Raw genomic sequence first — 13,424 nt, 5'->3', positions numbered from 1 at the left:
ACAGCCGGGTTTTTTATAAAAATTAATTTGAAAAGCTTAATAAAGTCTCAGTCCGGATCTTGCTCCTGAAGAAGCAACTACCGACTGCATTCTGGATCTCTGTCCGGCAGAGAACATAAACATCGCCGCATCATCTACATAATCCATATAGTTCATGAACATCACCGATCTCTGGGTACCGCTGCAGGTATTGTAAAGCGGGTAGCTCGGTTTTCCTGAGTTGGCTCCGGTCTGGGTAGGGGTATCGGCTACCAGGTCGTTTCCACAATTGGCATCGCCCCAGATGTGTCTTAGGTTGAGGTAGTGACCAACTTCGTGGGTAGCGGTTCGTCCTAGATTAAACGGTGAAGAAGCTCCTGTTTTTCCGAAGTAAGGTGCTGCGATTACCACGCCGTCATTCCATAATCCCGCAGATTCAGGGAAAGTAGCATAGCCCAAAATTTGTCCCATATTTCCTACTACCCAAATGTTCAGGTAATTGGATGGGCTGGTGGCGTCGATCCCTCCGCTGGACGATTTTTTCATGGCGTCATTGGTGCTCCAGCTGGTTTTTGTAGTCGATTTTCTTACGGTATTAGCCAGTCTGAATCTTACTTTTACATCACCCGCTTTTACACCCTGGAATTCGTTCGGGATTTTGTAGGCGTCGCTGTTGCTTCCTGCATAATCGGCATTCAGGACCGCGATCTGCTCGGCAATACGCGAGTCGGAAAGGTTTTCCGAAGAAGTTCTGTATAATACATTTACCACCACCGGAATTTCTACCGAACCGTCAGACAATACTTTTCCGAGTTTCAGGTCATTTTCGAATTTTTCGGTTCTGGATTCCAGTTCTGAATATTTTTGTCTCAGTTCGGCACTGCTCTGAAGGGCATTTTTTCTGATTTCTTCAGAAGCGCAGCCTCTTCTTAATGCAGTTCCCGAAGTGGAAGCGGTAAGGTTGTTTTGAGATTCCTCATTTTGGTTGGAAAGATTGTCGCTGTTGCAGGCAGACATGAAGCCAAGCATAAGCGCTCCGAGTACTAACTTTTTCATGAATATAAATATTTTGTTATGTAGGATGAAATTATAATTTTTGAAATTCCTGTGCAAGTATTTCACAGGATTGTTGAATTATTTTATTATTCGATCAATAGTATTTTTTAATATGTGTTGTTTAATGTATATTTAAAACGTGTTTTTGTTGTAAATATTTTATTATAAAAGGTTTTTGGTTATATGCGGTTTTGATGTTAAATACATGTGGTTGTGAGTATGTTTAGATTTGATCATAAAAAATCCTCCCCTGAAAACAGGAAAGGATAATTGAAAGTAAATATGAGTGAATGTGTTTTATCTCTTAAGATTCCGCAAATCCGTTTTTAATAGCAAAGACTGCCAGGCCGACACGGGTTTTCAGATCCAGCTTATCACAGAGCTGATCGCGGTAGCTTTCCACTGTTCGCGGACTGCAGCACATTTTATCGGCGATTTCCTTATAGCTGAGCTCGGTAACGGTATATCTCAGGAATTCCTTTTCACGGTCCGAAATGCGGATGTTGCCTGCCGGATCTTCATTGTTCAGATTGGAAAAAATGATTTTCGAAGCCCATTCGGGATAGAAAAAGCCGTCTTCATTTAATTTGGTCAAAGCATTTTCCAGTTCTTTCGGGTGTGTATTTTTAAGGAGGTACCCTTTGGCCCCGTTCTTAATCATTTTAATTACGCTTTTATCATCCCCCTGCATACTCAGTGCCATTACTTTAATGGACGAATGGTTTTCCTTCAGCCAGAGAACGGTTTCAAAGCCGTCCATAATGGGCATGCTGATGTCTAAAAGAATAATGTCGGGGATTTTACTGTTGTTTTCAAATTTCTGAATAAGATCTTTACCGTTTTCCGCCACGTAAATGACTTCAAATTCTTTAAAATTTCCGATAATTCCTTCCAGTGCTTTGGCGATAAGGACGTGATCATCAACGATCACTATCGTTTTTTTCATGGCTGTCTTTTTAAAATAATGTTGAGCGTGGTTCCTTTGTTTTTCTCACTTTCAAGGCTGAATTGGGCTCCGATGATCTCGGCCCTGTTTTTCATATTGGTAAGCCCGATCCCGTTTGAGGTAATGTTCGACCGGTCGAACCCGATGCCGTCATCATGAATGTTCAGTTCCCAAAGCGACTCTTCAGAAGTGTTCAGGCTAATGAAGATATTCCGGCACTGGGAATGTTTGATGCTGTTCTGAATAAATTCCTGCGTAATTCTCAGCAGTACATTTTTGTGGACAAATCCCAGGTCAAGCTGCTGAAAGTTATGTTTAAAATCAACATGGCACTTTTTAAATGCATTGGTATTGTCCGCTTCTTCCTGGATTAAAGTTACGATTTCTTTTTGGTTGATGTTATCATCCGTCAGCGTTTTTGAAAGGCTCCTCAGATCCTGTAGTGACTGGTTGATGATCTGTGAAACCTGGTCTATTCTTTCGCTTACCTCGGGAACCTTGTTTTCATACAAAAGCTGCTGGGTGTAAAGGCTTACCAAAGTGAGTTTTTGGCCGATGTTGTCGTGAAGCTCGCGCCCGATCTGCTGCATCGTTGCCTGTTGGATTTCCAGTTGTGTGGCCAGCAGCTCCCGTTTATGGATTTCGTTTTTTACTTCAATTTCATTCAGGTATTCTTTCTTTCGCTGTTTGTATTTCCGGATGTAGACCATCACTGCAACTACAAAAAACAGGAAGAATATATTAAAAAGAATAATGGTTATTAGTAGTTCTGTTTTCCCCATATAATTGAAGTTGAAAATAGCAGATACATAATTATTCCGGAAATCAGGAAGTAATTAAAGTAGATATTAAACAGTTCTTTATATTCATTCAGAATACTGAAAAATGTCCAGAACGGTAAGGTCCCGATGTAAAATAGCGTTACCCCTAAATTAATATAGAACATTCTATTCTTACTGAAGTTAAGAATTTCCGATGAATTTACCTGTTTATAATATTCCATGACAACTAAAATCATTAGAATTAAACACCCGAATGTATAGTTGAATGAGAATATGATCTTTTTCATTTTAAAAAAATACTCATTGGGTAGGAACGACAACAGGTATAATGCGGTGATGATGTAGAATAAATTCTTTTTTCCAAATGATTTTGCTGCATAGAGCCAGTACAGAAATATAAACTCTAAAGGAATAACAAAATAATTAAAAAAAGCAGGTTTGTCATAATCTATAATATAATGTCCCCATTTCCCGAAAACTTCAGAAAGAAAAATGATAATCAGGTAATATGAAAAGTATTTCCAATACTCATCTTTTACTCTGTAAAAATAAATAATGGAAATAAGGGCTGTAAGTCCCTCTATCCATATCATAGATTCCTGTAAAACGTTCTGAAATTCACTCATCGTATTTTATAAAATAAATTAAAACAGTTCTAATTTAGGATCGCTTGGAGGAGAAAGGGATCCGTGATTCTGAGAAATCAGATCTCCCTGCGAGCCCGTACCTCTGGCTGAGGCCATAGCGATCATTTCACCCGTATTGGCTGTGCTGGCATTGATCGGACTGAAATCGTAGCAGAGCGACTCACCGTTTTCATCTTCTCTTTTTACGGTCGGAACCATCACCAGGGTGTGTCTTTCGGCATATTCCTGTCCGATAGGTGTGCCGGCCATGATGTCCCAGTCGGCAGTTTTCGGGTAAGCAGCATAGTAAAACCGGATGCCCAGGTCTTCCGGCGTTGCCTTTGGATGCGTTTTCTGCGCGTCCGCTTCGATATCGGAAATGAATTTTTTAAGCGTCGCCAGATCAAAATGAATGGCATGGGCATCATCAATTCCCATAGTGTCTTTTACAGACATCAGTTGATTCTTCCTGTAATTATCAATCAGCGTTCTGATAAAATCACAGTTCATGGTGTTGGGTGCTGTACCCAGTTCCACGGTCTCTGTTTCTAAAGGGTTAGGCTTTGTTTTCATAAGCTCGTTTTTAATGAAATCTTAGTTGGTCCTGCAAATTTCGTAAAAAACAAGTTGATACCACACGGTTTTTTCCTGATTATTTATGGGGTTTTTACGGATTGTGAATTTGGATTAAAATTGTAAAGATTAGATAGCTTGGTAAAAAAATCGTTTAATTAAATTACGTAGTAATTAGCTACGGAAATTGTTACTACTTGCTAAAAGTTTTAATTAACCTCATAATGTAAAGAGGGTATTGTGTTCATTTGCTGAGTGAAAAAGTTTATGCTGAGTCCGTCGAAGCACTTTCGAATTTAAAACAGTTAGTATGAAAAAAATATTTTCGGACTTTGCGTATATAGAATCAATGAATTTAAAAGTAAGTGCCGCAGACAAAAATCTGCGGCACTTACTACAAAAATAATATATATGAAAAAAAACTACTTATAAATCAGTAGGTCTGAAAACCAGACCGGTTTCATCGAAATAATCCAGTGTGATTCTATCCCCGTCGTTTACTTTTCCGGCAAGAATTTCTCTCGACAGCCTGTTCAAAACTTCCTGCTGGATCACTCTTTTCAGCGGTCTTGCCCCGAAGGCAGGATCATAGCCTTTGTTCATTAAGTAATCCACGGCATCCTGAGTAGCGGTCATGATGATGTTTCGTTTGGAAAGCATCTCATTAAATCCTCTTAACTGATAGGTCACGATTTTTCCGATCTCTTTTTTTCTTAGAGGCTGGAACAATACCACCTCATCGATTCTGTTCAGGAATTCCGGACGTAAGGTCTGTTTCAACAGATCGAAAACCTGATCTTTCGTTTTATCAACAATTTCATCCTGATTTTCATCGGTAATATTTTCAAAATTCTCTTGAATCAGGTGGGAACCCAAATTCGAGGTCATGATGATAATCGAGTTTTTGAAATTTACCACTCTTCCTTTATTGTCGGTCAGACGTCCATCATCCAAAACCTGAAGCAACGTGTTGAAAACATCAGGATGGGCTTTTTCAATTTCATCCAGCAGTACCACGGAATATGGTCTTCTTCTCACGGCTTCCGTCAGCTGTCCGCCTTCATCATAACCTACATATCCCGGAGGCGCACCGACCAATCTGGATACACTGTGACGTTCCTGATATTCACTCATATCAATTCTCGTCATATTGTTCTCATCATCGAATAAAAACTCTGCTAAAGCTTTAGCCAGCTCGGTTTTTCCGACCCCGGTGGTTCCCAGGAATAAGAAGGAGCCGATCGGTTTCTTATCATCGCTCAATCCGGCTCTGTTTCTTCGGATTGCATCGGCGACTGCCGTAATGGCTTCATCCTGTCCTACCACCCTGTGGTGAAGTTCGGTTTCGAGATTTAATAATTTTTCTCTTTCAGACTGCAGCAACTTGGTAACCGGAATTCCGGTCCATTTCGCGATCACTTCAGAAATATTTTCAGAAGTTACTTCTTCCTTGATCAGTTCATTCTGATGGTTCTGCATTTCCAGTTCAAGCTTGGAAAGCTCCTCTTCTTTCTCACGCAGTTTTCCGTACTGGATCTCCGCTACTTTGGCGTAATCTCCGGCCCTTGAAGCCCTTTCCGCTTCCAGTTTCAGTGACTCAATCTCTTTCTTAATCTGGGTTAAATCCTCAGATTTCTGCTTTTCTTTCAGCCATTTGGCATTGATCTCGTTACGCTGCTCTGAAATCCGGGCAATATCTTCTTTCAAATGGTCGATTTTGGTCTGATTGCCTTCCCTTGAAATGGCAGCCAGCTCAATTTCAAGCTGCATCAGTCTTCGGTCCAGCACATCCAGCTCTTCCGGTTTGGAATTGATCTCCATTCTCAATTTGGCAGAAGCTTCGTCGATCAGGTCAATCGCTTTATCCGGCAGGAAACGGTCGGAAATATACCGCTGCGACATTTCTACGGCGGCAATAATCGCTTCGTCTTTGATTCTTACTTTATGGTGCGCTTCATATTTATCTTTGATTCCCCGAAGAATGGAAATAGCCGATTCGGTATCCGGTTCTTCCACCATCACTTTCTGGAAACGTCTCTCTAATGCTTTATCCTTTTCAAAATATTTCTGATATTCATTCAAAGTAGTAGCACCGATGGCTCTTAATTCACCTCTTGCCAAAGCAGGTTTCAGAATGTTGGCTGCATCCATGGCACCTTCGCCACCGCCGGCTCCCACCAAAGTGTGGATCTCATCGATAAAAAGGATGATCTGGCCGTCGGATTTAATTACCTCATTAACTACTGATTTCAGTCTTTCTTCAAATTCCCCTTTGTATTTGGCTCCTGCGATCAAAGCACCCATATCCAATGAGTACAATGTTTTATCCATCAGGTTTTCTGGAACGTCGCCGCTGATAATTCTGTGGGCTATTCCTTCTGCGATAGCAGTTTTACCTACACCCGGCTCACCAATTAAGATCGGGTTGTTTTTCGTTCTTCTTGAAAGAATCTGCAGTACTCTCCGGATTTCTTCATCACGTCCGATTACCGGGTCCAGTTTTCCTTCTGCGGCTAATTCGTTGAAGTTTTTAGCATATTTATTTAAGGACTGGTACGTCTCTTCCGAACTGGCAGAAGTGGCTTTGCTTCCTTTTCTCAATTCTTTAATTCCGCCCTCCAGCAGGTTTCTCGTTACGCCCATATCTTTCAGCATCTTCGATACTTCAGAATTTGTTTCGATTAAAGAAAGCCATAAATGTTCGATCGTTACATATTCGTCGCCCATCTTTTTGGCAATATTTGGGGCGTCCAGCAATACTTTGTTGGCCGATTGGGACAGGTAAATATTCCCTCCCTGTACTTTTGGGAGTTTTTCTAAATTTTCACGGTTGCGCTCTCTTACCAAAGCAGCGTCCGCTTCGGACTTTTTCAGTAAGAAGGGCGAAATATTTTCATCTACCTGAAAAATACCTTCAAGAAGATGTTGGGGCTCAATGCTCTGGTTGCCGAACTCCATGGCTACCTGTTGTGCGGCCTGGATGGCTTCCTGCGATTTTACAGTATATTGATTTAAATTCATATCTATTTATTTTTGATGTTATTCGGTTTCAAGTTATTGATTTCAGACATCAGATTTCAGACCATAGAAGTCTCATAAATATTAAGTTTTTCAAATCCGATTTTCTAATTTCTGATGCCCTCCATCACATTTAATCATTTAATTCAGGAAGAGTATCGCAAAAAGTATTCAATTATTGAATTTTCAAAAAATAAGGACAAAATTTCCGGAATATTCATTTTTGAGTGTAAAATAACTTGACAAAATTTCCGATTCTTTAAATTTTAATAAAATATTCCGGAATAATCGTCATGCAGTAAATAGTTATAATTTACAGGCAACAGACGTTGATGACAATACCCGAAAGTTTCTCCGATGAAAATATGGAAAAATTCAGATCATTTGTGACGGATGATATAAATAAAGGTCAATGTGAATTGGGGCAGCCATTAAAAATCATATTTCCAGAATCCTGTTTTACAATGAAAATAAGTACTTTTGTGTTTTGCCTGATGGAACTTAAAGAGAAACAAAAGAAAATATTAGACGTTGCCGTAGAACTTTTCAAGGAGAAAGGGTATATGGGAAGCTCCGTGCGCGACCTGGCCACCCGGCTGAATATCAAGGCGGCTTCACTATATGCGCATATTCGTTCTAAGGAAGAAATCCTGGAGTGGATCTGCTTTGGGATTGCCCAGGAATTTTTCGATGAGCTTCAGCAGGTAAAAAATACATCGGCAGCCCCGAGGGAAAAACTCGACTTGTTTATCGAAAGGCATTTGTCCGTTGTTCTTCAAAACCGTGACGTTACCCATATTTATTCCAATGAATGGAAGCATCTCGAAGAAAGACTCCCTGAATTTATTGAACTTCGGAAAAACTATCAGCAGGAAGTAGAGCAGCTGATTTCTGATATTTATAAAGCAGAGCAGTGGGAACTTAGGTCGCCATCCTTCACTACCAGGTTTATTCTCCATACCCTCAACAATTCCTATTTCTGGTTCAAAAGAAACACGGAATCCACCACGGAAATTACCGATGAAATCCGGGATAAGATTCTGTTTGGACTGTTGGGAAAACGTAATGTTTAAAGCTAGCTTTTTTATTCTCCCAGGGTTCATAGATTTTTACAGCTGTCTACGTTTATTTTGACACATAAGTCACAGAGAGAATTTTTATATAGACTGGAAAAATATTTTAGAGCACATAAGAAATAAAAATCAAAGATTTTTAAAAACTTTTGTGTGCTTCTACACATTTTGTATTCAACTTCATGATATAGCATAAATATCTTTTGCTGCTTTGTGGTTAAATTTTTACGGTCAACTCCGAACGGGTTTTACAAATCATCACCTATAAATTATGTTAAATTCCAATTCTATTTTAACTAAACACTTCAACAGCTTGTTTGTCATTCCGGAGGAATCTAAACATAGTATTAGAGAAAAGCTTGGAAACATTGGGGTTGGGATTCTACGGAATGACAAGGATAATGGTAAACTTCTATTTGCTATTGATCATTATCAAAACCTTTTAAAATCTTTAATTTATTAATGTGTTTTAAAGTATGTGCAAAGACTTATCCCAAAAATCTCATATTCTTACGTGTTAAAATTCCTACTATTCAATGATAAAACACCCTACATGACGAAAATCATAAAAATTTGGCAGAAACAAAAAATCTTTTTACATTTACACCTAACAAATGTTAGTTAGTTTAGTTATGGATTTTTCAGTAGAATATTTGCAATTGGATCAGCTGCGGGCACTTCAGTCCGAAAGGTTGGTTAATTTGGTACAATATCTGGGTGAGAAATCGGAGTTTTATGCAGGGAAATTTATGGAGTCCGGACTCTCAACAGAAGATATTCGATCCATTGAAGATATTGCTAAACTGCCGATTACCTACAAACAGGATTTGAGAGACAACTATCCGTTCGGATTATGCACCGTTCCGAAAAACGAACTGCAGCGGATTCACTGCTCCAGCGGAACTACAGGCAAACCGACGGTGGTGGGATATACAAAAGAAGATGTCGAACTGTTCAGTGAAGTGGTTGCGAGATCACTGAATGCAGCAGGAGCCCGACCGGGAATGCAGTTGCACAATGCCTATGGATACGGTATTTTCACCGGCGGACTCGGACTTCATTACGGAGCGGAAAAGCTAGGCATGAGTGTGCTCCCGATTTCAGGGGGAATGACTTCAAGACAGGTAGACCTGATCATGGATTTTAAACCTGAAGTCCTTTGTTGCTCACCTTCCTATGCTTTGACGATTGCAGACGAACTGACAAAGAGAGGAATTGCTCCTGAAGACATCAGCCTGAAATATGCGGTGCTCGGTTCAGAACCGTGGACGGAAATCATCCGGCATCATATTGAAGAACGTCTGGGGGTCCATGCCGTAAATATTTATGGTTTGAGCGAAATCATCGGTCCCGGAGTTTCGGTGGAAGACTTTGAGGAAAAAGGCGGTTCTTACATCTGGGAAGATCATTTTTATCCTGAAATTTTAGACCCGGTTACCAAACAGCCGGTTCCTTTCGGAGAAGAAGGGGTCCTGGTGATTACCACACTGACGAAAAAAGCCATGCCGCTCCTGCGTTACTGGACCAACGATATCACCAGTCTGTATTACGATGAAAAAGGAAAGCGGACGATGGTAAAAATGAAGCCGATCCTCGGAAGAGCAGATGATATGCTGATCGTAAGAGGGGTAAATGTATACCCAAGCCAGATTGAAGAAGCCTTTTCGCATTTGCCGGGAGTAGTGCCCAACTATTACCTGACGCCGGTAGAGAAAGAACAGATGTGCGTAGCATTGGATATTGATGTGGAAATTGATGCTGACTTTATAAAAACCTCACAACTGAAGCAGGATACCGATGAATATCTTACTTTTGTCAGGAAATTCGGAAAAAATATAGAAAACGAAATAAAAAAACGCGTAGGCATTACGACAGCGGTAAAGATTCATGCTCAGGATAGCCTGCCGAAATGCGAAGGAGGAAAAATCAATAGAATACTCAAAAGATAATGAATTCATTTTATAAACTAAAAACCGTAAAGGTTCAGAAAGATACAGCGGATGCCGTGAATGTAGCCGTGGAAATCCCTGAGGAGCTGAAGGATAAATTTAGATTCAAGCAGGGGCAGTATCTTAATTTCCGTATGATGATCGACGGAAATGAAGAAAGGCGTTCTTATTCCATCTGCAATGCACCTAGCGAAAAAAGCAATACGCTGGAAGTATTGGTTAAGCTGCTGGAAGGCGGAAAAGTTTCCGGCTATTTCAACGAACATCTTCACATGGATGAAGTGCTGGAAGTCATGCCTCCGATGGGCGGTTTCAATACTTCGTATCACCCGACCAACGTGAAAACCTATATCGGACTGGCTGCGGGAAGCGGAATCAGTCCTGTGCTTTCCAACATCAAAGAAAGTTTGTACCAGGAACCGGATTCCAATGCGTATCTGTTTTACAGCAACCGAAGCATGAACCATGTGATGAAGAAAGCGGAAATTGAAGCACTGGTGCAGAAATTCAACGGAAGACTGAAAGTCATTTACCTGGTAAGCCGCGAGAAACATGAGGATGAACTATTTGAAGGAAGGATCTGTCCGGATAAACTTGAACAGCTTTTTGAACGGCATCCTGAGATCGATGTTAAGGAAGCTACCTATTTCATCTGCGGCCCTTCGGAAATGATAAAAAGTGTGGCGGATTATCTGAAAAAAGATAAAAAAGTGCCGGCCATCCAAGTCTTGTTTGAATATTTCACCGCTCCGGATGACGAAAATTCAGAAGAGATGAGCGATGAATTCAAGGCCATTGCCAATATCGAAAGCATGGTGACGGTGATTATTGATGACGATGAATATTCATTCCACCTCAACTCAAAAAAAGAAAGTATCTTAGATAAAGCATTAAAGGACAATCTTCCCGTGCCGTTTGCCTGCAAAGGAGGAGTGTGCTGTACGTGTAAAGCTGAAGTTCTGGAAGGAGAAGTCTTCATGGAAAAGAACTATGCGCTTACCGAGGAAGAAGTAGCCAGAGGCTATGTGCTGACCTGCCAGTGCCACCCGACCACCAACGTGGTGATGCTGAATTATGATGTGTAATTAATATACCTATATAACAATTTACCAATGTAACAATTATTGCCGTATTTATACATTATGACATTGATATACTATTACACTGATACATTGTTACATTTATATATTGTTGCATTTTAAAATTTTTAAAATTTTAATTTATGGACTTAGAAAAATTCGTACAATACGTACACGACGAAAATAAAGTAGAGCCGAAAGATGTAATGCCTGATGATTACAGGAAGCTTTTGGTTCGTCAGATCTCCCAGCACGCCCATTCTGAAATCGTAGGGATGCTGCCGGAAGCCAACTGGATTTCCAGAGCACCTTCTTTGAGAAGAAAAATGGCCTTGCTGGCTAAAGTTCAGGATGAGGCCGGACACGGATTATACCTGTATTCCGCTACCGAAACTTTAGGGGACGGAAGCATCAGAGCCGATCGTGATGCGACTTATGAAGATATGCTATCCGGGAAAGCCAAATACTCAAGCATATTCAACTACCCGACGTTGAGCTGGGCAGATATCGGTGCGATCGGATGGCTGGTAGACGGTGCCGCGATTATGAATCAGGTGATGCTGATGGGTAATTCCTACGGGCCTTATTCCAGGGCGATGGTGAAGATCTGTAAAGAAGAATCCTTCCACCAAAGACAGGGGTACGAAATCCTGATGGCACTTTGCCGCGGAACCAAGCAGCAGAAAGAAATGGCACAAGCCTCTCTAAACCGTTTCTGGTGGCCGGCATTGATGATGTTCGGACCGAATGACGACAGCTCGCCAAACTCCAAAATCTCGATGAATTATCGGGTGAAAAGAGAAAGCAACGACAGCCTTCGTCAGCGTTTTGTTGATGTTACGGTTTCCCAGGCTGAATTCTTAGGCTTAACCATTCCGGATAAAGACCTGAAATGGAATGAAGAAAGACAGCATTACGATTTCGGGGAACTGCCGTGGGATGAATTCATGGAAATCCTGAAAGGAAACGGACCGTGCAACAAAAAGCGGATCGAAACCAAAAGAAAAGCCCAGCGAGAGAATGCTTGGGTAAAAGAAGCGGCCGCCGCGTTTGCAGAGCGCAATGTAGCAGTAAAATAATATAATACCAATGTAAAAATGTAACAATTACTGTCATGCTGAGCTTGTCGAAGCATTTCATTGATACACTGTTACACTAATACATTGTTAAATTAATTTAATTATGGCAAATTTAGATATGTGGGAAGTGTTTATCCAGACTAAACCGGGATTGTCCCACAAACACGTAGGAATCGTACAGGCACCGACTGCCGAAATGGCGTTGCAGAATGCCAGGGACGTTTACACCAGAAGAAAAGAGGGAACTTCCGTTTGGGTGGTACCGAGCAAATATATCGTTACTTCCGAAGGGGTGGACAAAGAAGCATTCTTCGATCCGGCAGACGACAAACTGTACCGTCATCCGACTTTCTATGAGATTCCTAACGATGTAAAAAATATGTAATCCATTGTAAAATGTCAGATGTAAAAAGTACATTATACATTCCGACATTTTACATTTTACAAAAATTGAAAAATGAATCCATTATACAATTATTTATTAAAACTGGCAGACGATAGCTTCATCATGGGGCAGCGTTTGTCGGCATGGTGTGGGGAAGGTCCTTATCTGGAAGAAGATATCGCGTTAACGAATATCGCTTTGGATGAATTAGGCCAGGCCAACAACTTTTATGTGTACGCTTCGAGAGTGATCGATAACGGCAAAACGGAAGACGATCTTGCTTTTTTAAGATATGAGCATGAATATGTGAATGCCCACTGGACTGAACTTCCCAACGAAGATTATGCACAGACGATTCTGAAAGTCTATGTCTTTGCAATCTATCAAAAGCTGATATATGAAGCTTTATCCCAATCTGCGGACGAAGAGCTTTCTGCTATTGCCCAGAAATCTTTAAAAGAAGTACGTTACCATTATACCCACACGGCTTCCTGGATGAAAATCTTCGCCCAGGGAACAGAAGAAAGCAGATCCCGTCTGGAAAAGGCTATTGAAAATATCTGGGAATATACCAAAGGTTTGTTTGCAAAAACCGAAGGCGAGGATGATCTGGTTGCTTTAAATATAGTTCCGGATGCAGATGCGCTGTATGAAGAGTTTCTGGAGATCACACAGAAAGATTTTGCTGAATTTGGATTAGCATATCCAACAAATCCTTTCATGCAGCCGAAATCCAGAACAGGATATCATACGGAATATTTCGGATTTATCCTTTGTGAACTACAATATATGCAGAGGGCGTATCCGGGATGTACCTGGTAAGATTAATGGAACAATGCAGCAGTTTCACAACGTAACAATTTGTACTGCTGTTAAAAT

General features: G+C 40.7%; 12 protein-coding genes. 6 read left to right on the top strand and 6 right to left on the bottom strand.

Translation table 11 applies throughout. The annotated features are described in order from the left end of the window. Positions 1-36: 36 nt before the first annotated feature. The 6 genes from QE422_RS19375 to clpB all read right to left on the bottom strand — a co-directional run bounded on the left by QE422_RS19375 (position 37) and on the right by clpB (position 6,983). On the bottom strand, positions 37-1,035 hold the full coding sequence (locus QE422_RS19375; protein WP_307461998.1) for a zinc metalloprotease: 999 nt from the start codon (positions 1,033-1,035) through the stop codon (positions 37-39). Positions 1,036-1,339: 304 nt separating this feature from the next. Continuing rightward, positions 1,340-1,981, bottom strand: a complete 642-nt coding sequence (locus tag QE422_RS19370; protein ID WP_307461995.1) for a response regulator transcription factor — start codon at positions 1,979-1,981, stop codon at positions 1,340-1,342. Next, positions 1,978-2,763 (bottom strand): sensor histidine kinase, encoded by a 786-nt coding sequence (locus QE422_RS19365; protein WP_307461993.1) that lies wholly within the window; start codon positions 2,761-2,763, stop codon positions 1,978-1,980. The genes QE422_RS19370 and QE422_RS19365 overlap by 4 nt, the downstream gene beginning before the upstream one ends. After that, positions 2,742-3,356: a hypothetical protein gene (locus QE422_RS19360; protein ID WP_307461990.1), complete on the bottom strand. Its 615-nt coding sequence runs from the start codon at positions 3,354-3,356 to the stop codon at positions 2,742-2,744. Before QE422_RS19360 ends, QE422_RS19365 begins: the two co-directional genes overlap by 22 nt. A 51-nt stretch (positions 3,357-3,407) precedes the next feature. Next, positions 3,408-3,962, bottom strand: coding sequence for a hypothetical protein (locus QE422_RS19355; RefSeq protein WP_307461986.1), 555 nt, complete (start codon positions 3,960-3,962; stop codon positions 3,408-3,410). Between the two features lie 426 nt (positions 3,963-4,388). Further along, positions 4,389-6,983, bottom strand: a complete 2,595-nt coding sequence (gene clpB / locus QE422_RS19350; RefSeq protein ID WP_307461983.1) for an ATP-dependent chaperone ClpB — start codon at positions 6,981-6,983, stop codon at positions 4,389-4,391. 461 nt (positions 6,984-7,444) lie between these two features. On the opposite strand from clpB, the gene QE422_RS19345 reads away from it, so the two are divergent. The 6 genes from QE422_RS19345 to paaC all read left to right on the top strand — a co-directional run bounded on the left by QE422_RS19345 (position 7,445) and on the right by paaC (position 13,367). Beyond that, positions 7,445-8,053, top strand: a complete 609-nt coding sequence (locus QE422_RS19345; protein WP_307461980.1) for a TetR/AcrR family transcriptional regulator — start codon at positions 7,445-7,447, stop codon at positions 8,051-8,053. A gap of 632 nt (positions 8,054-8,685) precedes the next feature. After that, positions 8,686-10,002 (top strand): phenylacetate--CoA ligase family protein, encoded by a 1,317-nt coding sequence (locus tag QE422_RS19340; RefSeq protein WP_307462405.1) that lies wholly within the window; start codon positions 8,686-8,688, stop codon positions 10,000-10,002. Beyond that, the gene (locus QE422_RS19335; RefSeq protein ID WP_307461978.1) at positions 10,002-11,087 is read left to right on the top strand and encodes a 2Fe-2S iron-sulfur cluster-binding protein; all 1,086 of its coding nucleotides are present in this window, start codon (positions 10,002-10,004) and stop codon (positions 11,085-11,087) included. Before QE422_RS19340 ends, QE422_RS19335 begins: the two co-directional genes overlap by 1 nt. 137 nt (positions 11,088-11,224) lie before the next feature. Further along, positions 11,225-12,160 carry a 1,2-phenylacetyl-CoA epoxidase subunit PaaA gene (paaA, locus tag QE422_RS19330; protein WP_307461975.1) on the top strand — a complete coding sequence of 312 codons (936 nt, stop codon included), beginning with the start codon at positions 11,225-11,227 and terminating at the stop codon, positions 12,158-12,160. Positions 12,161-12,263: 103 nt separating this feature from the next. Further along, a complete protein-coding gene (gene paaB, locus QE422_RS19325) occupies positions 12,264-12,545 on the top strand; it encodes a 1,2-phenylacetyl-CoA epoxidase subunit PaaB (RefSeq protein ID WP_002981782.1) in 282 nt (93 codons plus the stop codon). A 72-nt stretch (positions 12,546-12,617) separates the two neighbouring features. Further along, complete coding sequence (gene paaC / locus QE422_RS19320; protein WP_307461953.1) at positions 12,618-13,367, top strand: 1,2-phenylacetyl-CoA epoxidase subunit PaaC; 750 nt, start codon at positions 12,618-12,620, stop codon at positions 13,365-13,367. The last annotated feature ends 57 nt before the right edge of the window (positions 13,368-13,424 follow it).

Source organism: Chryseobacterium sp. SORGH_AS_0447 (assembly GCF_030818695.1).
GTDB lineage: Bacteria > Bacteroidota > Bacteroidia > Flavobacteriales > Weeksellaceae > Chryseobacterium.
This window is presented reverse-complemented; position numbering and strand designations above follow the sequence as displayed.